Source organism: Escherichia sp. E2586 (assembly GCF_005781105.1).
Taxonomy (GTDB): Bacteria; Pseudomonadota; Gammaproteobacteria; order Enterobacterales; family Enterobacteriaceae; genus Escherichia.
Window position 1 is genome coordinate 1 of record NZ_VATN01000027.1, and the last position, 20,635, is coordinate 20,635.

17 protein-coding genes and 1 riboswitch are annotated in these 20,635 nt (G+C 52.5%); of the genes, 10 read left to right on the forward strand and 7 right to left on the reverse strand.

Going from position 1 to position 20,635, the window contains the following annotated elements; all coding sequences use genetic code 11:
• Positions 1-281 precede the first annotated feature (281 nt).
• The 9 genes from secE to FEK50_RS21655 all read left to right on the forward strand — a co-directional run bounded on the left by secE (position 282) and on the right by FEK50_RS21655 (position 13,249).
• Positions 282-665 carry a preprotein translocase subunit SecE gene (gene secE, locus FEK50_RS21615; RefSeq protein WP_001275702.1) on the forward strand — a complete coding sequence of 128 codons (384 nt, stop codon included), beginning with the start codon at positions 282-284 and terminating at the stop codon, positions 663-665.
• 1 nt (position 666) lies between these two features.
• On the forward strand, positions 667-1,212 hold the full coding sequence (gene nusG, locus FEK50_RS21620; protein ID WP_001287516.1) for a transcription termination/antitermination protein NusG: 546 nt from the start codon (positions 667-669) through the stop codon (positions 1,210-1,212).
• Positions 1,213-1,370: 158 nt separating this feature from the next.
• A complete protein-coding gene (gene rplK, locus FEK50_RS21625; RefSeq protein WP_001085926.1) occupies positions 1,371-1,799 on the forward strand; it encodes a 50S ribosomal protein L11 in 429 nt (142 codons plus the stop codon).
• Between the two features lie 3 nt (positions 1,800-1,802).
• Complete coding sequence (gene rplA, locus FEK50_RS21630) at positions 1,803-2,507, forward strand: 50S ribosomal protein L1 (RefSeq protein ID WP_001096684.1); 705 nt, start codon at positions 1,803-1,805, stop codon at positions 2,505-2,507.
• 412 nt (positions 2,508-2,919) lie between these two features.
• Positions 2,920-3,417 carry a 50S ribosomal protein L10 gene (rplJ, locus tag FEK50_RS21635; RefSeq protein ID WP_001207201.1) on the forward strand — a complete coding sequence of 166 codons (498 nt, stop codon included), beginning with the start codon at positions 2,920-2,922 and terminating at the stop codon, positions 3,415-3,417.
• Positions 3,418-3,483: 66 nt separating this feature from the next.
• Complete coding sequence (gene rplL, locus FEK50_RS21640; protein WP_000028879.1) at positions 3,484-3,849, forward strand: 50S ribosomal protein L7/L12; 366 nt, start codon at positions 3,484-3,486, stop codon at positions 3,847-3,849.
• 319 nt (positions 3,850-4,168) lie between these two features.
• A complete protein-coding gene (gene rpoB / locus FEK50_RS21645) occupies positions 4,169-8,197 on the forward strand; it encodes a DNA-directed RNA polymerase subunit beta (protein ID WP_000263098.1) in 4,029 nt (1,342 codons plus the stop codon).
• Positions 8,198-8,273: 76 nt separating this feature from the next.
• Positions 8,274-12,497 (forward strand): DNA-directed RNA polymerase subunit beta', encoded by a 4,224-nt coding sequence (rpoC, locus tag FEK50_RS21650; protein ID WP_131161715.1) that lies wholly within the window; start codon positions 8,274-8,276, stop codon positions 12,495-12,497.
• 212 nt (positions 12,498-12,709) lie between these two features.
• Positions 12,710-13,249 carry a stationary phase growth adaptation protein gene (locus FEK50_RS21655; RefSeq protein ID WP_131161714.1) on the forward strand — a complete coding sequence of 180 codons (540 nt, stop codon included), beginning with the start codon at positions 12,710-12,712 and terminating at the stop codon, positions 13,247-13,249.
• A gap of 406 nt (positions 13,250-13,655) precedes the next feature.
• Here the strand turns inward: FEK50_RS21655 and thiH are convergent, their stop codons facing one another.
• The 7 genes from thiH to FEK50_RS21690 form a co-directional block, all read right to left on the reverse strand.
• Positions 13,656-14,789, reverse strand: a complete 1,134-nt coding sequence (gene thiH, locus FEK50_RS21660) for a 2-iminoacetate synthase ThiH (protein WP_000847433.1) — start codon at positions 14,787-14,789, stop codon at positions 13,656-13,658.
• Complete coding sequence (gene thiG / locus FEK50_RS21665; RefSeq protein ID WP_130210149.1) at positions 14,786-15,556, reverse strand: thiazole synthase; 771 nt, start codon at positions 15,554-15,556, stop codon at positions 14,786-14,788. Before thiG ends, thiH begins: the two co-directional genes overlap by 4 nt.
• Position 15,557: 1 nt before the next feature.
• On the reverse strand, positions 15,558-15,758 hold the full coding sequence (thiS, locus tag FEK50_RS21670) for a sulfur carrier protein ThiS (protein ID WP_001562417.1): 201 nt from the start codon (positions 15,756-15,758) through the stop codon (positions 15,558-15,560).
• On the reverse strand, positions 15,742-16,497 hold the full coding sequence (gene thiF / locus FEK50_RS21675) for a thiazole biosynthesis adenylyltransferase ThiF (protein WP_130261379.1): 756 nt from the start codon (positions 16,495-16,497) through the stop codon (positions 15,742-15,744). The genes thiS and thiF overlap by 17 nt, the downstream gene beginning before the upstream one ends.
• Positions 16,490-17,125 (reverse strand): thiamine phosphate synthase, encoded by a 636-nt coding sequence (thiE, locus tag FEK50_RS21680; RefSeq protein WP_131161716.1) that lies wholly within the window; start codon positions 17,123-17,125, stop codon positions 16,490-16,492. Before thiE ends, thiF begins: the two co-directional genes overlap by 8 nt.
• Entirely contained in the window at positions 17,125-19,020 is a 1,896-nt protein-coding gene (thiC, locus tag FEK50_RS21685) for a phosphomethylpyrimidine synthase ThiC (RefSeq protein ID WP_130210153.1), read from the reverse strand. The genes thiE and thiC overlap by 1 nt, the downstream gene beginning before the upstream one ends.
• An 80-nt stretch (positions 19,021-19,100) precedes the next feature.
• A riboswitch (TPP riboswitch) is annotated at positions 19,101-19,201 on the reverse strand.
• 51 nt (positions 19,202-19,252) lie between these two features.
• Entirely contained in the window at positions 19,253-19,729 is a 477-nt protein-coding gene (locus tag FEK50_RS21690; protein ID WP_000934290.1) for an Rsd/AlgQ family anti-sigma factor, read from the reverse strand.
• Between the two features lie 94 nt (positions 19,730-19,823).
• Here FEK50_RS21690 and nudC point away from each other — a divergent pair, with 94 nt between their 5' ends.
• Positions 19,824-20,597, forward strand: a complete 774-nt coding sequence (gene nudC / locus FEK50_RS21695; RefSeq protein WP_131161713.1) for an NAD(+) diphosphatase — start codon at positions 19,824-19,826, stop codon at positions 20,595-20,597.
• Positions 20,598-20,635: the final 38 nt, after the last annotated feature.

The window sequence follows — 20,635 nt, forward strand, 5'->3', positions numbered from 1 at the left end:
TGAAGGCGGCCGTACCGTTGGCGCGGGCGTTGTAGCAAAAGTTCTGAGCTAATTGCCGATAACATTTGACGCAATGCGCACTAAAAGGGCATCATTTGATGCCCTTTTTGCACGCTTTCGTACCAGAACCTGGCTCATCAGTGATTTTCTTTGTCATAATCATTGCTGAGACAGGCTCTGTTGAGGGCGTATAATCCGAAAAGCTAATACGCGTTTCGATTTGGTTTGCCTCGCGATCGCGGGGTGAAAATGTTTGTAGAATACTTCTGACAGGTTGGTTTATGAGTGCGAATACCGAAGCTCAAGGAAGCGGGCGCGGCCTGGAAGCGATGAAGTGGGTCGTTGTGGTGGCATTGCTCCTGGTGGCAATTGTCGGCAACTACCTTTATCGCGACATTATGCTGCCGCTGCGTGCGCTGGCCGTAGTAATTCTGATTGCTGCAGCGGGTGGTGTCGCGCTGTTAACGACAAAAGGTAAAGCAACCGTTGCTTTTGCCCGTGAAGCGCGTACCGAAGTCCGTAAGGTCATTTGGCCGACTCGCCAGGAAACATTGCACACCACGCTGATTGTGGCTGCGGTTACCGCAGTAATGTCACTGATCCTGTGGGGACTGGATGGTATTCTGGTTCGCCTGGTATCCTTTATCACTGGCCTGAGGTTCTGAGATGTCTGAAGCTCCTAAAAAGCGCTGGTACGTCGTTCAGGCGTTTTCCGGTTTTGAAGGCCGCGTAGCAACATCGCTGCGTGAGCATATCAAATTACACAACATGGAAGATTTATTTGGTGAAGTCATGGTACCAACCGAAGAAGTGGTTGAAATCCGTGGCGGTCAGCGTCGCAAAAGCGAACGCAAATTCTTCCCTGGTTACGTCCTCGTTCAGATGGTGATGAACGACGCTAGCTGGCACCTGGTGCGCAGCGTACCGCGTGTGATGGGCTTCATCGGCGGTACTTCCGATCGTCCTGCGCCAATCAGCGATAAAGAAGTCGATGCGATTATGAACCGCCTGCAGCAGGTTGGTGATAAGCCGCGTCCGAAAACGCTGTTTGAACCGGGTGAAATGGTCCGTGTTAATGATGGTCCGTTCGCTGACTTTAACGGTGTTGTTGAAGAAGTGGATTACGAGAAATCTCGTCTGAAAGTGTCTGTTTCTATCTTCGGTCGTGCGACCCCGGTAGAACTTGACTTCAGCCAGGTTGAAAAAGCCTAACCCAGCGATCAAAAAAGCGGCGATTTAATCGTTGCACAAGGCGCGAGATTGGAATACAATTTCGCGCCTTTTGTTTTTATGGGCCTTGCCCGTAAAACGATTTTTTATATCACGGGGAGCCTCTCAGAGGCGTTATTACCCAACTTGAGGAATTTATAATGGCTAAGAAAGTACAAGCCTATGTCAAGCTGCAGGTTGCAGCTGGTATGGCTAACCCGAGTCCGCCAGTAGGTCCGGCTCTGGGTCAGCAGGGCGTAAACATCATGGAATTCTGCAAAGCGTTCAACGCAAAAACTGATTCCATCGAAAAAGGTCTGCCGATTCCGGTAGTAATCACCGTTTACGCTGACCGTTCTTTCACTTTCGTTACCAAGACTCCGCCGGCAGCAGTTCTGCTGAAAAAAGCGGCTGGTATCAAGTCTGGTTCCGGTAAGCCGAACAAAGACAAAGTGGGTAAAATTTCCCGCGCTCAGCTGCAGGAAATCGCGCAGACCAAAGCTGCCGACATGACTGGTGCCGACATTGAAGCGATGACTCGCTCCATCGAAGGTACTGCACGTTCCATGGGCCTGGTAGTGGAGGACTAAGAAATGGCTAAACTGACCAAGCGCATGCGTGTTATCCGCGAGAAAGTTGATGCGACCAAACAATACGACATCAACGAAGCTATCGCTCTGCTGAAAGAGCTGGCGACTGCTAAATTCGTAGAAAGCGTGGACGTTGCTGTTAACCTCGGCATCGACGCTCGTAAATCTGACCAGAACGTACGTGGTGCAACTGTACTGCCGCACGGTACTGGCCGTTCCGTTCGCGTAGCCGTATTTACCCAGGGTGCAAACGCTGAAGCTGCTAAAGCTGCAGGCGCTGAACTGGTAGGTATGGAAGATCTGGCTGACCAGATCAAGAAAGGCGAAATGAACTTTGACGTTGTTATTGCTTCTCCGGATGCAATGCGCGTTGTTGGCCAGCTGGGCCAGGTTCTGGGTCCGCGCGGCCTGATGCCAAACCCGAAAGTGGGTACTGTAACGCCGAACGTTGCTGAAGCGGTTAAAAACGCTAAAGCTGGCCAGGTTCGTTACCGTAACGACAAAAACGGCATCATCCACACCACCATCGGTAAAGTGGACTTTGACGCTGACAAACTGAAAGAAAACCTGGAAGCTCTGCTGGTTGCGCTGAAAAAAGCAAAACCGACTCAGGCGAAAGGCGTGTACATCAAGAAAGTTAGCATCTCCACCACCATGGGTGCAGGTGTTGCAGTTGACCAGGCTGGCCTGAGCGCTTCTGTAAACTAATGCCTTTACGTGGGCGGTGATTTTGTCTACAATCTTACCCCCACGTATAATGCTTAATGCAGACGTATATCCGAGATATTCGGGTTGTGGCAAGGCGGCAACTGAGTGAGTCGCCAGGAGCATAGCTAACTATGTGACTGGTGCGAACGAAGGAAGCCAACGCCGCCACAAGCTGAATAGCGACGGATAGAAAAGATTTGTTCGTTGGAGCCTGGCCTATCCAGGCCTCCGTCGAAGACCGCAGGAGTTTCGCAAGAAACTTAATCCCCTGCGTAGACGGTGACAGAACGCTAAGATTATTCTTTTATATTCTGGCTTGTTTCTGCTCACCGTAATTAAGACGCTCTCTCCGTTTGGAGGAGTGAAGTGAGTTCCAGAGATTTTCTCTGGCAAACATCCAGGAGCAAAGCTAATGGCTTTAAATCTTCAAGACAAACAAGCGATTGTTGCTGAAGTCAGCGAAGTAGCCAAAGGCGCGCTGTCTGCAGTAGTTGCGGATTCCCGTGGCGTAACTGTAGATAAAATGACTGAACTGCGTAAAGCAGGTCGCGAAGCTGGCGTATACATGCGTGTTGTTCGTAACACCCTGCTGCGCCGTGCTGTTGAAGGTACTCCGTTCGAGTGCCTGAAAGACGCGTTTGTTGGTCCGACCCTGATTGCATACTCTATGGAACACCCGGGCGCTGCTGCTCGTCTGTTCAAAGAGTTCGCGAAAGCGAATGCAAAATTTGAGGTCAAAGCCGCTGCCTTTGAAGGTGAGCTGATCCCGGCGTCTCAGATCGACCGCCTGGCAACTCTGCCGACCTACGAAGAAGCAATTGCACGCCTGATGGCAACCATGAAAGAAGCTTCGGCTGGCAAACTGGTTCGTACTCTGGCTGCTGTACGCGATGCGAAAGAAGCTGCTTAATCGCAGTTATCTTTTTAACGCATTCGCTTACGTATAAACTTATTCTGATATTCAGGAACAATTTAAATGTCTATCACTAAAGATCAAATCATTGAAGCAGTTGCAGCTATGTCTGTAATGGACGTTGTAGAACTGATCTCTGCAATGGAAGAAAAATTCGGTGTTTCCGCTGCTGCTGCTGTAGCTGTAGCTGCTGGCCCGGTTGAAGCTGCTGAAGAAAAAACTGAATTCGACGTAATTCTGAAAGCTGCTGGCGCTAACAAAGTTGCTGTTATCAAAGCAGTACGTGGCGCAACTGGCCTGGGTCTGAAAGAAGCTAAAGACCTGGTAGAATCTGCACCGGCTGCTCTGAAAGAAGGCGTGAGCAAAGACGACGCAGAAGCACTGAAAAAATCCCTGGAAGAAGCTGGCGCTGAAGTTGAAGTTAAATAAGCCAACCCTTCCGGTTGCAGCCTGAGAAATCAGGCTGATGGCTGGTGACTTTTTGGTCACCAGCCTTTTTGCGCTGTAAGGCGCCAGTAGCGTTTCACACTGTTTGACTACTGCTGTGCCTTTCAATGCTTGTTTCTATCGACGACTTAATATACTGCGACAGGACGCCCGTTCTGTGTAAATCGCAATGAAATGGTTTAAGCGTGATAGCAACAGGCATTGCGGAAAGTGTTCCATTTTCCGGTCAACAAAATAGTGTTGCACAAACTGTCCGCTCAATGGACAGATGGGTCGACTTGTCAGCGAGCTGAGGAACCCTATGGTTTACTCCTATACCGAGAAAAAACGTATTCGTAAGGATTTTGGTAAACGTCCACAAGTTCTGGATGTACCTTATCTCCTTTCTATCCAGCTTGACTCGTTTCAGAAATTTATCGAGCAAGATCCTGAAGGGCAGTATGGTCTGGAAGCTGCTTTCCGTTCCGTATTCCCGATTCAGAGCTACAGCGGTAATTCCGAGCTGCAATACGTCAGCTACCGCCTTGGCGAACCGGTGTTTGACGTCCAGGAATGTCAAATCCGTGGCGTGACCTATTCCGCACCGCTGCGCGTTAAACTGCGTCTGGTGATCTATGAGCGCGAAGCGCCGGAAGGCACCGTAAAAGACATTAAAGAACAAGAAGTCTACATGGGCGAAATTCCGCTCATGACAGACAACGGTACCTTTGTTATCAACGGTACTGAGCGTGTTATCGTTTCCCAGCTGCACCGTAGTCCGGGCGTCTTCTTTGACTCCGACAAAGGTAAAACCCACTCTTCGGGTAAAGTGCTGTATAACGCGCGCATCATCCCTTACCGTGGTTCCTGGCTGGACTTCGAATTCGATCCGAAGGACAACCTGTTCGTACGTATCGACCGTCGCCGTAAACTGCCTGCGACCATCATTCTGCGCGCCCTGAACTACACCACAGAGCAGATCCTCGACCTGTTCTTTGAAAAAGTTATCTTTGAAATCCGTGATAACAAGCTGCAGATGGAACTGGTGCCGGAACGCCTGCGTGGTGAAACCGCATCTTTTGACATCGAAGCTAACGGTAAAGTGTACGTAGAAAAAGGCCGCCGTATTACTGCGCGCCATATTCGCCAGCTGGAAAAAGACGACGTCAAACTGATCGAAGTCCCGGTTGAGTACATCGCAGGTAAAGTGGTTGCTAAAGACTATATTGATGAGTCTACCGGCGAGCTGATCTGCGCAGCGAACATGGAGCTGAGCCTGGATCTGCTGGCTAAGCTGAGCCAGTCTGGTCACAAGCGTATCGAAACGCTGTTCACCAACGATCTGGATCACGGCCCATATATCTCTGAAACCTTACGTGTCGACCCAACTAACGACCGTCTGAGCGCACTGGTAGAAATCTACCGCATGATGCGTCCTGGCGAGCCGCCGACTCGTGAAGCTGCTGAAAGCCTGTTTGAGAACCTGTTCTTCTCCGAAGACCGTTATGACCTGTCTGCGGTTGGTCGTATGAAGTTCAACCGTTCTCTGCTGCGCGAAGAAATCGAAGGTTCCGGTATCCTGAGCAAAGACGACATCATTGATGTTATGAAAAAGCTCATCGATATCCGTAACGGTAAAGGCGAAGTCGATGATATCGACCACCTCGGCAACCGTCGTATCCGTTCCGTTGGCGAAATGGCGGAAAACCAGTTCCGCGTTGGCCTGGTACGTGTAGAGCGTGCGGTGAAAGAGCGTCTGTCTCTGGGCGATCTGGATACCCTGATGCCTCAGGATATGATCAACGCCAAGCCGATTTCTGCAGCAGTGAAAGAGTTCTTCGGTTCCAGCCAGCTGTCTCAGTTTATGGACCAGAACAACCCGCTGTCTGAGATTACGCACAAACGTCGTATCTCCGCACTCGGCCCAGGCGGTCTGACCCGTGAACGTGCAGGCTTCGAAGTTCGAGACGTACACCCGACTCACTACGGTCGCGTATGTCCAATCGAAACCCCTGAAGGTCCGAACATCGGTCTGATCAACTCTCTGTCCGTGTACGCACAGACTAACGAATACGGCTTCCTTGAGACTCCGTATCGTAAAGTGACCGACGGTGTGGTAACTGACGAAATTCACTACCTGTCTGCTATCGAAGAAGGCAACTACGTTATCGCCCAGGCGAACTCCAACCTGGATGAAGAAGGCCACTTCGTAGAAGACCTGGTAACTTGCCGTAGTAAAGGCGAATCCAGCTTGTTCAGTCGCGACCAGGTTGACTACATGGACGTATCCACCCAGCAGGTGGTATCCGTCGGTGCGTCCCTGATCCCGTTCCTGGAACACGATGACGCCAACCGTGCATTGATGGGTGCGAACATGCAACGTCAGGCCGTTCCAACTCTGCGCGCTGATAAGCCGCTGGTTGGTACGGGTATGGAACGTGCTGTTGCCGTTGACTCCGGTGTAACGGCTGTTGCTAAACGTGGTGGTGTCGTTCAGTACGTGGATGCTTCCCGTATCGTTATCAAAGTTAACGAAGACGAGATGTATCCGGGCGAAGCAGGTATCGACATCTACAACCTGACCAAATATACCCGTTCTAACCAGAACACCTGTATCAACCAGATGCCGTGTGTGTCTCTGGGTGAACCGGTAGAACGTGGCGACGTGCTGGCAGACGGTCCGTCCACCGACCTCGGTGAACTGGCGCTTGGTCAGAACATGCGCGTAGCGTTCATGCCGTGGAATGGTTACAACTTCGAAGACTCCATCCTCGTATCCGAGCGTGTTGTTCAGGAAGACCGTTTCACCACCATCCACATTCAGGAACTGGCGTGTGTGTCCCGTGACACCAAGCTGGGGCCGGAAGAGATCACCGCTGACATCCCGAACGTGGGTGAAGCTGCGCTCTCCAAACTGGATGAATCCGGTATCGTTTACATTGGTGCGGAAGTGACCGGTGGCGACATTCTGGTTGGTAAGGTAACGCCGAAAGGTGAAACTCAGCTGACCCCAGAAGAAAAACTGCTGCGTGCGATCTTCGGTGAGAAAGCGTCTGACGTTAAAGACTCTTCTCTGCGCGTACCAAACGGTGTATCCGGTACGGTTATCGACGTTCAGGTCTTTACTCGCGATGGCGTAGAAAAAGACAAACGTGCGCTGGAAATCGAAGAAATGCAGCTCAAACAGGCGAAGAAAGACCTGTCTGAAGAACTGCAGATCCTCGAAGCGGGTCTGTTCAGCCGTATCCGTGCTGTGCTGGTAGCCGGTGGTGTTGAAGCTGAGAAGCTCGACAAACTGCCGCGCGATCGCTGGTTGGAGCTGGGCCTGACCGACGAAGAGAAACAAAATCAGCTGGAACAGCTGGCTGAGCAGTATGACGAACTGAAACACGAGTTCGAGAAGAAACTCGAAGCGAAACGCCGCAAAATCACCCAGGGCGACGATCTGGCACCGGGCGTGCTGAAGATTGTTAAGGTATATCTGGCGGTTAAACGCCGTATCCAGCCTGGTGACAAGATGGCAGGTCGTCACGGTAACAAGGGTGTAATTTCTAAGATCAACCCGATCGAAGATATGCCTTACGATGAAAACGGCACGCCGGTAGACATCGTACTGAACCCGCTGGGCGTACCGTCTCGTATGAACATCGGTCAGATCCTCGAAACCCACCTGGGTATGGCTGCGAAAGGTATCGGCGACAAGATCAACGCCATGCTGAAACAGCAGCAAGAAGTCGCGAAACTGCGCGAATTCATCCAGCGTGCGTACGATCTGGGCGCTGACGTTCGTCAGAAAGTTGACCTGAGTACCTTCAGCGATGAAGAAGTTATGCGTCTGGCTGAAAACCTGCGCAAAGGTATGCCAATCGCAACGCCGGTGTTCGACGGTGCGAAAGAAGCAGAAATTAAAGAACTGCTGAAACTTGGCGACCTGCCGACTTCTGGTCAGATCCGCCTGTACGACGGTCGCACTGGTGAACAGTTCGAACGTCCGGTAACCGTCGGTTACATGTACATGCTGAAACTGAACCACCTGGTCGACGACAAGATGCACGCGCGTTCCACCGGTTCTTACAGCCTGGTTACTCAGCAGCCGCTGGGTGGTAAGGCTCAGTTCGGTGGTCAGCGTTTCGGGGAGATGGAAGTGTGGGCGCTGGAAGCATACGGCGCAGCATACACCCTGCAGGAAATGCTCACCGTTAAGTCTGATGACGTGAACGGTCGTACTAAGATGTATAAAAACATCGTGGACGGCAACCATCAGATGGAGCCGGGCATGCCAGAATCCTTCAACGTATTGTTGAAAGAGATTCGTTCGCTGGGTATCAACATCGAACTGGAAGACGAGTAATTCTCGCTCAAACAGGTCACTGCTGTCGGGATAAAACCCGGCAGCGGATTGTGCTAACTCCGACGGGAGCAAATCCGTGAAAGATTTATTAAAGTTTCTGAAAGCGCAGACTAAAACCGAAGAGTTTGATGCGATCAAAATTGCTCTGGCTTCGCCAGACATGATCCGTTCATGGTCTTTCGGTGAAGTTAAAAAGCCGGAAACCATCAACTACCGTACGTTCAAACCAGAACGTGACGGCCTTTTCTGCGCCCGTATCTTTGGGCCGGTAAAAGATTACGAGTGCCTGTGCGGTAAGTACAAGCGCCTGAAACACCGTGGCGTCATCTGTGAGAAGTGCGGCGTTGAAGTGACCCAGACTAAAGTACGCCGTGAGCGTATGGGCCACATCGAACTGGCTTCCCCGACTGCGCACATCTGGTTCCTGAAATCGCTGCCGTCCCGTATCGGCCTGCTGCTCGATATGCCGCTGCGCGATATCGAACGCGTACTGTACTTCGAATCCTATGTGGTTATCGAAGGCGGTATGACCAACCTGGAGCGCCAGCAGATCCTGACTGAAGAGCAGTATCTGGACGCACTGGAAGAGTTCGGTGACGAATTCGACGCGAAAATGGGTGCGGAAGCAATCCAGGCTCTGCTGAAGAGCATGGATCTGGAGCAAGAGTGCGAACAGCTGCGTGAAGAGCTGAACGAAACCAACTCCGAAACCAAGCGTAAAAAGCTGACCAAGCGTATCAAACTGCTGGAAGCGTTCGTTCAGTCTGGTAACAAACCAGAGTGGATGATCCTGACCGTTCTGCCGGTACTGCCGCCAGATCTGCGTCCGCTGGTTCCGCTGGATGGTGGTCGTTTCGCGACTTCTGACCTGAACGATCTGTATCGTCGCGTCATTAACCGTAACAACCGTCTGAAACGTCTGCTGGATCTGGCTGCGCCGGACATCATCGTACGTAACGAAAAACGTATGCTGCAGGAAGCGGTAGACGCCCTGCTGGATAACGGTCGTCGCGGTCGTGCGATCACCGGTTCTAACAAGCGTCCTCTGAAATCTTTGGCCGACATGATCAAAGGTAAACAGGGTCGTTTCCGTCAGAACCTGCTCGGTAAGCGTGTTGACTACTCCGGTCGTTCTGTAATCACCGTAGGTCCATACCTGCGTCTGCATCAGTGCGGTCTGCCGAAGAAAATGGCGCTGGAGCTGTTCAAACCGTTCATCTACGGCAAGCTGGAACTGCGTGGTCTTGCTACCACCATCAAAGCTGCGAAGAAAATGGTTGAGCGCGAAGAAGCTGTCGTTTGGGATATCCTGGACGAAGTTATCCGCGAACACCCGGTACTGCTGAACCGTGCACCGACTCTGCACCGTCTGGGTATCCAGGCATTTGAACCGGTACTGATCGAAGGTAAAGCTATCCAGCTGCACCCGCTGGTTTGTGCGGCATATAACGCCGACTTCGATGGTGACCAGATGGCTGTTCACGTACCGCTGACGCTGGAAGCCCAGCTGGAAGCGCGTGCGCTGATGATGTCTACCAACAACATCCTGTCCCCGGCGAACGGCGAACCAATCATCGTTCCGTCTCAGGACGTTGTACTGGGTCTGTACTACATGACCCGTGACTGTGTTAACGCCAAAGGCGAAGGCATGGTGCTGACTGGTCCGAAAGAAGCAGAACGTCTGTATCGCTCTGGTCTGGCTTCTCTGCATGCGCGCGTTAAAGTGCGTATCACCGAGTATGAAAAAGATGCTAACGGTGAATTAGTTGCGAAAACCAGCCTGATAGACACGACAGTTGGCCGTGCCATTCTGTGGATGATTGTACCGAAAGGTCTGCCTTACTCCATCGTCAACCAGGCGCTGGGTAAAAAAGCAATCTCCAAAATGCTGAACACCTGCTACCGCATTCTCGGTCTGAAACCGACCGTTATTTTTGCGGACCAGATCATGTACACCGGCTTTGCATATGCAGCGCGTTCTGGTGCATCTGTTGGTATCGATGACATGGTCATCCCGGAGAAGAAACACGAAATCATCTCCGAGGCAGAAGCAGAAGTTGCTGAAATTCAGGAGCAGTTCCAGTCTGGTCTGGTAACTGCGGGCGAACGCTACAACAAAGTTATCGATATCTGGGCTGCGGCGAACGATCGTGTATCCAAAGCGATGATGGATAACCTGCAAACTGAAACCGTTATTAACCGTGACGGTCAGGAAGAGAAGCAGGTTTCCTTCAACAGCATCTACATGATGGCCGACTCCGGTGCGCGTGGTTCTGCGGCACAGATTCGTCAGCTTGCTGGTATGCGTGGTCTGATGGCGAAGCCGGATGGCTCCATCATCGAAACGCCAATCACCGCGAACTTCCGTGAAGGTCTGAACGTACTCCAGTACTTCATCTCCACCCACGGTGCTCGTAAAGGTCTGGCGGATACCGCACTGAAAACTGCGAACTCCGGTTACCTGACTCGTCGTCTGGTTGACGTGGCGCAGGACCTGGTGGTTACCGAAGACGATTGTGGTACCCATGAAGGTATCATGATGACTCCGGTTATCGAAGGTGGTGACGTTAAAGAGCCGCTGCGCGATCGCGTACTGGGTCGTGTAACTGCTGAAGACGTTCTGAAGCCGGGTACTGCTGATATCCTCGTTCCGCGCAACACGCTGCTGCACGAACAGTGGTGTGACCTGCTGGAAGAGAACTCTGTCGACGCGGTAAAAGTACGTTCTGTTGTATCTTGTGACACCGACTTTGGTGTATGTGCGCACTGCTACGGTCGTGACCTGGCGCGTGGCCACATCATCAACAAAGGTGAAGCAATCGGTGTTATCGCGGCACAGTCCATCGGTGAACCGGGTACACAGCTGACCATGCGTACGTTCCACATCGGTGGTGCGGCATCTCGTGCGGCTGCTGAATCCAGCATCCAGGTGAAAAACAAAGGTAGCATCAAGCTCAGCAACGTGAAGTCGGTTGTGAACTCCAGCGGTAAACTGGTGATCACTTCCCGTAACACCGAACTGAAACTGATCGACGAATTCGGTCGTACCAAAGAAAGCTACAAAGTACCTTACGGTGCTGTACTGGCGAAAGGCGATGGCGAACAGGTTGCTGGCGGCGAAACCGTTGCAAACTGGGACCCGCACACCATGCCGGTTATCACCGAAGTAAGCGGTTATGTACGCTTTACTGACATGATTGACGGCCAGACCATTACTCGTCAGACCGACGAATTGACCGGTCTGTCTTCGCTGGTGGTTCTGGATTCCGCAGAACGTACCGCAGGTGGTAAAGATCTGCGTCCGGCACTGAAAATCGTTGATGCTCAGGGCAACGACGTTCTGATCCCGGGTACCGATATGCCTGCGCAGTACTTCCTGCCGGGTAAAGCGATTGTTCAGCTGGAAGATGGCGTACAGATCAGCTCTGGTGACACCCTGGCGCGTATTCCGCAGGAATCCGGCGGTACCAAGGACATCACCGGTGGTCTGCCGCGCGTTGCGGACCTGTTCGAAGCACGTCGTCCGAAAGAGCCGGCAATCCTGGCTGAAATCAGCGGTATCGTTTCCTTCGGTAAAGAAACCAAAGGTAAACGTCGTCTGGTTATCACCCCGGTAGACGGTAGCGATCCGTACGAAGAGATGATTCCGAAATGGCGTCAGCTCAACGTGTTCGAAGGTGAACGTGTAGAACGTGGTGACGTAATTTCCGACGGTCCGGAAGCGCCGCACGACATTCTGCGTCTGCGTGGTGTTCATGCTGTTACTCGTTACATCGTTAACGAAGTACAGGACGTATACCGTCTGCAGGGCGTTAAGATTAACGATAAACACATCGAAGTTATCGTTCGTCAGATGCTGCGTAAAGCTACCATCGTTAACGCGGGCAGCTCCGACTTCCTGGAAGGCGAACAGGTTGAATACTCTCGCGTCAAGATCGCAAACCGCGAACTGGAAGCGAACGGCAAAGTGGGGGCAACTTATTCCCGCGATCTGCTGGGTATCACCAAAGCGTCTCTGGCAACCGAGTCCTTCATCTCCGCGGCATCGTTCCAGGAGACGACTCGCGTGCTGACCGAAGCAGCCGTTGCGGGCAAACGCGACGAACTGCGCGGCCTGAAAGAGAACGTTATTGTGGGTCGTCTGATCCCGGCAGGTACCGGTTACGCGTACCACCAGGATCGTATGCGTCGCCGTGCTGCGGGTGAAGCTCCGGCTGCACCGCAGGTGACTGCAGAAGACGCATCTGCCAGCCTGGCAGAACTGCTGAACGCAGGTCTGGGCGGTTCTGATAACGAGTAATCGTTAATCCGCAAATAACGTAAAAACCCGCTTCGGCGGGTTTTTTTATGGGTGTAGTTCAGGGAAAGAGCATTTGTCAGAATATTTAATGAATTTCTGGATACCCATAATCAATGTAGAGATGTCTAATATCCTGAAACTGACTGAACTAATTAAGTCAAACTCGGCAAGGATTCGATACTATTCCTGTGTAACTTTCTTAAGGAACGAGAATGAAACAGGAAGTGGAGAAGTGGCGACCTTTTGGACATCCGGATGGTGATATTCGTGATTTATCGTTTCTTGATGCTCATCAGGCTGTCTACGTTCAGCATCATGAGGGCAAAGAGCCTTTAGAGTATCGCTTTTGGGTTACCTACTCTCTTCACTGCTTCACAAAAGATTATGAACATCAGACGAACGAAGAAAAACAATCGTTAATGTACCACGCGCCTAAAGAATCTCGTCCCTTCTGCCAGCACCGTTATAACTTAGCGCGCATACACTTAAAAAGAACCATTTTGGCGCTGCCAGAAAGCAATGTTATTCATGCCGGGTATGGTAGCTATGCCGTGATTGAGGTGGATTTAAACGGAGGAAACAAGGCATTTTACTTTGTTGCGTTCAGGGCTTTCAGGGAAAAGAAAAAACTCCGTTTGCATGTAACTAGCGCTTACCCCATTTCTGAAAAACAGAAAGGTAAATCAGTGAAATTTTTCACCATTGCCTACAATTTATTGAGAAATAAGCAGCTTCCTCAGCCCTCAAAATAACAAAACCCACCTTAAGGTGGGTTTCGCCAGAGATAATTCTCTGGTATTCAGAACGCCATTACCGGACTTTGCCTTGACCTTGCGAGAATCGCAGGTTGCGGGATGTCTGAATTTCTTCAGTCTGCTGCATCCTGGAAGATGAGAACATGTGTTCTTATTTTCGTCTCTATCATAGTTGAGTATTTACTCTCTTACAATCAGATCTCTTTCATTGCTCAACAGGTGGTGGTTTCAGATGCATTACGGAATTTTTAAGAAAGGCAGGGCGAAACGAGGAAGAAGCTTTTCGCCCTGGACAACATTCCTGCTGACGGCACTACCATAAAAAAACACAACGCTTTCAACAACCTTGCGTTTTTCATCTTCCGTAGCGGCTCGGAATAAATTTACGTTGTTACATTCTGTCTCATGGCCTTTGCGAGGCGCGTCCCAGATAACTGTCCCAGTCCTTCCATACTGGCTGCAAACCCTGAGCAGTTAACGCGGCAGCAACCGCTTCCGGTCTGCGATCGTCGTGTGGTGAGAACTGTTCCAGCTCGGGGTGATTGTCGGCATAGCCACCTGGCTGCGTTTTGGAGAAGGCGCTGACGTTATTGATTGCCAGCGGAATAACGCGATCGCGAAACCACGGTGATTCCCGCGTGGAGAGTGACAGTTCAATCTCCGGTGCAAGCAGCCGGAAGGCGCAGATAGTTTGCACTAACTGGCGTTCATCCATAATCGACGCAGGCTCAATGCCGCCAGTACATGGACGCAGGCGCGGGAAAGAGACAGAGTAGCGGCTTTGCCAGTAATGCTGTTGCAGCCATAGCAAATGTTCGGCAACCATATAGCAGTCAACGCGCCAGCTGTCGGAAAGGCCAATTAGCGCGCCGAGGCCTATCTTATCAATCCCCGCACGCCCCAGCCGATCCGGCGTTTCCAGCCGCCAGAAGAAGTCCTGTTTTTTGCCTTTCAGATGATGGCGGGCATATGTCGCCTCGTGATACGTCTCCTGATAAACCATCACCCCATCGAGACCAAGCTGTTTTAGCTCGGCGTATTCCGTCTCCGCCAGCGGTTGCACTTCCATCTGTAGTGAAGAGAACTGTTCACGCAGGGCAGGGAGATGACGACGAAAGTAATCCATCCCCACTTTCGCCTGATGTTCACCAGTGACTAATAGCAGATGTTCAAAGCCCATCTCCCGTATAGCGGCGCTTTCCCTGGCAATATCCGCTTCATCCAGCGTTTTGCGCTTGATGCGATTGCTCATGGAAAATCCGCAGTACGTGCAGTCGTTAGCGCAAAGATTGGAAAGATAAAGCGGGACGTAGAAACTAACTGTGTTGCCAAATCGCTGACGGGTCAGGCGCTGCGCCCGTTGGGCCAGTGGTTCCAGATAGCCACTGGCGGCTGGCGATAACAGCGCCATCATATCGTCGCGGGTGAGTTGCGAGGCATTTAGTGCCCGCTCTACGTCAGCAGCCGTTTTGCCGTTGATACGCAGGCGGATGTCATCCCAGTCCAGTTGTCGCCAGCGATCGCTGAAGGTTTTCATGCCGATGCCTCCAGAAATCCGGTCAGCGGGCTGGTGGCATGGGCAAAATGACTGCGGCTGCCCGGTCCGGACTGACGTGCCAGCAGGCCTGCTTCTACTGCCAGACGAAATGCCTTCGCCATGTTGATGGGATCGTCCGCGACGGCAATCGCCGTATTCACTAACACCGCATCAGCCCCCATTTCCAGCGCCTGCGCGGCATGGCTGGGAACGCCGATGCCAGCATCGACAACCACCGGAACTGTGGCCTGCTGGATAATAATCTCCAGCATGGCGCGGGTCTCCAGTCCCTGATTCGAGCCAATCGGTGCGCCGAGCGGCATCACCGCTGCACAGCCGACTTCTTCCAGACGTTTACACAATACCGGATCGGCCCCGCAGTAAGGCAGCACGACAAATCCCTGTTGTACCAGTGTTTCGGCAGCTTTTAATGTTTCGATGGGATCGGGCAACAGCCAGCGGGCGTCAGGGTGAATCTCTAATTTTAGCCAGTTTGTGCCTAACGCCTCACGCGCCAGATGGGCGGCGAAAATGGCTTCTTCCGCGGTTTTCGCCCCGGATGTATTCGGCAGCAGGGTCACACCCGCCGCGATAAGCGGTTCGAGGATAGCGTCGTTGTGTTGGCGTAAGTCGACGCGTTTCATCGCCAGCGTCACCAGCTGGCTGCCGGAAGCACGAATAGACTCCACCATCAGTTGTGAGGAGGCGAATTTCCCGGTACCGGTAAACAGATGTGAATCAAACGTTTTGTCCGCAATACGTAACATCTCACCCCCCTGCAATAACCTGAAAAAGCAGGATCTGGTCGCCATCCTGCACGATATGTTGCGCCCATTGTTCCCGCGGGACGATTTGCTGATTAATCGCCAGAGCCGCGCCCGATTGTCGTTGGTCGAGTTGCTCCAGTAGTTCGTGAACAGTTTGTCCGGCGGCGCACTGCATCGGTTGATCGTTAAACAGGATCTGCATTGCTTCCTCCGCATACCGGGCAACCACTGGCGCGGCGCAACGCCAGGCTGCGCCACTGGCTCGACTTACCGTCGAACAGTCGGAGTTCTCCCGCAGGCGTCTCTATACCGCTTAATAACTTAATTGCTTCCAGTGCCTGCAACGTGCCCATAACCCCGACCACCGGGCCAACCACGCCCGCCGTGCGGCAGTTGCGTTCTGGCTCCTGGTTATCTGGCCACAGACAGCGGTAACACCCCTGCTCCCAGGGCGGCGTCAGTACCATCAACTGACCGCCAAATCCGACCGCGCTGGCGGTGATAAGCGGCGTGTTGAGTGCCACGCAGGCGGTATTAATCTCCTGGCGAGTCGCCATATTGTCGGTACAGTCGAGCACCACATCGGCCCGTGCTACCGCATCTTTTAACGCCTCACCCGTTAACCGTTGTTGTAGTGCTGTCAGTTGAATATCGGGATTCAACTGCGTCAGTCGCTGTTGGCTGACATGTGATTTCGGGCGATCGATATCTTCAGTGGTAAAGAGGATTTGTCGTTGCAGGTTGCTTAAATGCACATGGTCGTCATCTGCCAGTATCAGCGTCCCGACGCCAGCTCCCGCCAGGTACAGCGCAGCAGGTGTACCCAGCCCGCCCAGACCAATAATCAGCACCTGGCTGTCGAGCAGTTTTTGCTGCCCTTCAAGAGCGATATCGTCGAGCAGGATTTGGCGGCTATAACGCATAAAATCACGGTCATTCATCGCCAACTCCTGCAATTTCCAGCAACTGTGCCGTTGCCAAACGCCAGTCTGCGGCTTGAGTAATGGCGCTGACGACGGCGATACTGCCGACACCCGTTGCTATCACCGCAGGCGCGCGCGCCAGACTGATACCGCCAATCGCCACGGTGGGATAATCCGCCAGACGCTCAATGTGCCGTGCCAGTTGTTCCAGCCCCTGCGGTGCAGAAGGCATCTGTTTGGTTTGCGTCGGGAACACATGTCCCAGCGCGATATAAGAAGGATGTGCTGCCAGCGCGACGTCGATCTCCATATCATCATGGGTCGAAACGCCCAGCCGCAGGCCTGCCGCGCGGATGGCGCTGAGATCGGTGGCTTGCAAATCTTCCTGCCCCAAATGGACGCCATACGCCTGATGTTTAATCGCCAGCCGCCAGTAATCGTTGATAAACAATCGTGCGTTATAGCGACGGCCCAGCGCAATTGCCGCCACGACATCGGCTTCCACCTCTTCATCGCGCAGATCTTTGATGCGTAGCTGGAGAGTACGTACGCCTGCATCCAACAGACGTTCGATCCACTGTACGCTGTCCACCACCGGGTACAGTCCTAAACGAAAAGGTACAGGAGGAAAATCAGGCTGATACATCACGCTTCCTCCTTACGCAGGTAGATTTCTCCGCCTCTGGCGCGGAAGTTCTCCGACATATCCGCCATTCCCACTTCAATAGTTTGCGCGGCGGCGTAATCGCGCACTTCCTGGCTGATTTTCATTGAGCAGAATTTCGGTCCACACATGGAGCAAAAATGGGCGACTTTGCCGGACTCTTGCGGCAGGGTTTCATCGTGATAAGCGCGGGCGGTAAACGGGTCGAGGGCCAGATTAAACTGGTCTTCCCAGCGAAATTCGAAGCGGGCTTTCGACATGGCGTTATCGCGAATTTGCGCGCCCGGATGCCCTTTCGCCAGGTCGGCGGCGTGGGCGGCAATCTTATAGGTGATAAGCCCCTGCTTAACATCTTCTTTATTAGGCAGACCCAGATGCTCTTTTGGCGTTACGTAACAGAGCATCGCGCAGCCAAACCAGCCAATCATCGCCGCACCAATCCCCGACGTGAAGTGGTCATAGCCCGGTGCAATATCGGTAGTTAGCGGCCCCAGAGTGTAAAATGGTGCTTCGTGGCAGTGCTCTAACTCCTCGGTCATATTGCGGCGAATCATCTGCATCGGCACATGCCCGGGGCCTTCAATCATCACCTGCACGTCATATTCCCAGGCGATTTTGGTCAGTTCGCCCAGCGTATGCAGCTCGGCAAACTGCGCTTCATCGTTGGCGTCTTGAATAGAACCGGGGCGCAGGCCGTCGCCCAGCGACAGCGAAACGTCATAAGCGGCACAGATTTCACAAATTTCGCGGAAGTGTTGATAGAGGAAATTTTCCTGATGATGGGAGAGGCACCATTTCGCCATAATCGAACCGCCGCGAGAGACGATACCGGTCAGGCGTTTCGCGGTCATCGGTACATAGCGCAGCAGTACGCCCGCATGGATAGTGAAGTAATCCACACCTTGCTCGGCCTGTTCCAGCAGCGTGTCGCGGAACGCTTCCCAGGTAAGATCTTCGGCGATCCCGTTAACCTTCTCCAGCGCCTGGTAGATCGGCACTGTACCGATCGGCACCGGGCTGTTACGTAAAATCCACTCGCGGGTTTCGTGAATATAGCGACCGGTGGAGAGATCCATCACCGTATCCGCTCCCCAGCGCGTGGACCATACCAGCTTTTCCACTTCTTCTTCGATGGAAGAGGTGACCGCTGAGTTGCCGATATTGGCGTTAACTTTTACCAGGAAGTTGCGACCAATAATCATCGGCTCCGATTCCGGATGATTAATGTTGGCCGGGATAATCGCACGTCCGGCAGCAACTTCATCACGGACAAATTCCGCAGTGATATTTTCCGGCAGACGTGCGCCAAAGCTCATTCCCGGATGCTGGTGGCGCAAAACTTCGCTACGGATGCGCTCGCGGCCCATATTTTCGCGAATGGCGATGAACTCCATCTCCGGTGTGATGATGCCCTGGCGGGCGTAGTGCAGTTGTGTGACGCGGCGTCCTGCTTTGGCGCGTTTTGGCGTTAATACGCCGCTAAAACGCAGCTCGTCGAGACCATCATCTGCCAGCCGCGCTTTAGTGTAATCGGAACTGCGCACGGTAAGTTCTTCGGTATCACCACGCGCATCGATCCACGGCTGGCGTAGTTTTGCCAGCCCTTGCTGAACGTTAATCGCGATCTGCGGATCGCCATACGGACCGGAGGTGTCGTAGACCGGAATCGCTTCGTTTTCTTCGTACTGTGGCTGTTCTTTGCTGCCGCCAATTAGCGTCGGGCTAAGCTGGATCTCACGCATCGGCACGCGAACGCCGGGGTGTGTGCCAGTGATGTAAATGCGTTTTGAGTTGGGAAAGGCGGTGCCTTCCAGGGTGTCGATAAAATGATGGGCCTGGGCGCGTTGTTCGCGACGGGTCAGTTTTGTTGCAGACATAGCTCATTCCAAAAAGTTAAGGACGTGGCTTGTCAGACGACGGATGAAGCAAGAGACGATCGCCGCAAAGGCGATGCGATAGCAGATTAACTCTTGTTCCCTTCGCAGGTATTAGCCTGATCAGGTTCCGCGGATCCCGAATAAACGGTCTCAGCCAGTTAAGGCACTCCGACAAGAAATTAGCCCCGCAAACGGGGCGTTGAATGTAAATTACGCGTTAACAGCGCAGAACTCAAGCAAGATGTTTGACGCGAGCGGCGTCAAGTACCAGCAGAATCAGCTTATCTTCCAGTACGAAGCGTGCTTCCAGCGCCTCGCCGATGTCAGATAAAACCTGTTGAAACTCAAGGTAATTATCATGATCGATGGCGGTTTCCAGGCTGGAATCATAGTAATCCATAATCTGTTGCGTGTTGGCTTCCAGCTGCGGCCAAATCTTCGCGGCATGAGCGAGTTGCCCGTTGCCTTCCAGTTTATGAAGAATGCGTTCATAAATACTGAAATGTCCGGCAGACAGATAGTCGACCAGACTCTGGCAAAAATCATCAAGGGCTTTTTCATTCAGCCTCATGTACGATTCTTTGCCAGGCTTAATGCCAACCAGATTGTAGTAAGCCACGAGCAGATGCTTACGTACATGTAGCCAGCGATCAACCAGTTTGTTACTTCCTCTGACGTGCTCCGTCAGGTTATCGAGCTGGTTAAGCATGATTGACTCCGCAAGTTTGTCTTCAAAAACTGCTCAGTGAGAAATGTAAAAACCATGTTAAACATGCCAGTGATGCAAAGGTAGTGCAAGAGCTATGGATCGTATAATTGAAAAATTAGATCACGGCTGGTGGGTAGTCAGTCATGGACAAAAATTATGGTTGCCGAAGGGAGAATTACCATACGGCGAAGCGGCAAATTTCGATCTTGTGGGTCAGCGCGCACTACAAATCGGCGAATGGCAGGGAGAACCTGTTTGGCTAGTGCAACAGCAGCGCCGTCACGATATGGGCTCGGTGCGCCAGGTCATTGATCTGGATGTCGGGCTGTTTCAATTAGCCGGACGTGGTGTGCAACTGGCGGAGTTTTATCGCTCGCATAAATACTGCGGTTACTGCGGGCATGACATGTATCCGAGCAAAACCGAATGGGCGATGCTATGCAGCCACTGCCGTGAGCGTTACTACCCACAAATCGCTCCCTGCATTATCGTTGCCATCCGTCGCGATGATTCAATCCTACTTGCTCAGCATACCCGGCATCGTAACGGTGTCCATACGGTACTCGCCGGATTCGTCGAAGTGGGCGAAACCCTCGAACAGGCAGTCGCGCGGGAAGTGATGGAAGAGAGTGGCATCAAAGTCAAAAACTTGCGGTACGTGACTTCCCAGCCGTGGCCGTTTCCTCAGTCTTTAATGACCGCGTTTATGGCGGAATATGACAGCGGCGACATCGTGATCGACCCGAAAGAATTGCTCGAGGCGAATTGGTATCGCTATGACGATTTGCCGTTACTTCCACCGCCCGGCACCGTAGCGCGCCGTCTGATAGAAGATACGGTGGCGATGTGTCGGGCAGAGTATGAGTGATGATACACTGACCGCCTGACGCACTAAGGAACAGCCAA

Coding starts and splice junctions, on each gene's coding strand:
- FEK50_RS21655 (WP_131161714.1), top strand. CDS start 12,710: ATGAAACAGGAAGTGGAGAAGTGGCGACCTTTTGGACATCCGGATGGT.
- thiF (WP_130261379.1), bottom strand. CDS start 16,497: ATGAATGACCGTGATTTTATGCGTTATAGCCGCCAAATCCTGCTCGAC.
- rplA (WP_001096684.1), top strand. CDS start 1,803: ATGGCTAAACTGACCAAGCGCATGCGTGTTATCCGCGAGAAAGTTGAT.
- nusG (WP_001287516.1), top strand. CDS start 667: ATGTCTGAAGCTCCTAAAAAGCGCTGGTACGTCGTTCAGGCGTTTTCC.
- FEK50_RS21690 (WP_000934290.1), bottom strand. CDS start 19,729: ATGCTTAACCAGCTCGATAACCTGACGGAGCACGTCAGAGGAAGTAAC.
- thiH (WP_000847433.1), bottom strand. CDS start 14,789: ATGAAAACCTTCAGCGATCGCTGGCGACAACTGGACTGGGATGACATC.
- rpoB (WP_000263098.1), top strand. CDS start 4,169: ATGGTTTACTCCTATACCGAGAAAAAACGTATTCGTAAGGATTTTGGT.
- rplL (WP_000028879.1), top strand. CDS start 3,484: ATGTCTATCACTAAAGATCAAATCATTGAAGCAGTTGCAGCTATGTCT.
- thiC (WP_130210153.1), bottom strand. CDS start 19,020: ATGTCTGCAACAAAACTGACCCGTCGCGAACAACGCGCCCAGGCCCAT.
- thiG (WP_130210149.1), bottom strand. CDS start 15,556: ATGTTACGTATTGCGGACAAAACGTTTGATTCACATCTGTTTACCGGT.
- nudC (WP_131161713.1), top strand. CDS start 19,824: ATGGATCGTATAATTGAAAAATTAGATCACGGCTGGTGGGTAGTCAGT.
- secE (WP_001275702.1), top strand. CDS start 282: ATGAGTGCGAATACCGAAGCTCAAGGAAGCGGGCGCGGCCTGGAAGCG.
- thiE (WP_131161716.1), bottom strand. CDS start 17,125: ATGTATCAGCCTGATTTTCCTCCTGTACCTTTTCGTTTAGGACTGTAC.
- rplK (WP_001085926.1), top strand. CDS start 1,371: ATGGCTAAGAAAGTACAAGCCTATGTCAAGCTGCAGGTTGCAGCTGGT.
- rplJ (WP_001207201.1), top strand. CDS start 2,920: ATGGCTTTAAATCTTCAAGACAAACAAGCGATTGTTGCTGAAGTCAGC.
- thiS (WP_001562417.1), bottom strand. CDS start 15,758: ATGCAGATCCTGTTTAACGATCAACCGATGCAGTGCGCCGCCGGACAA.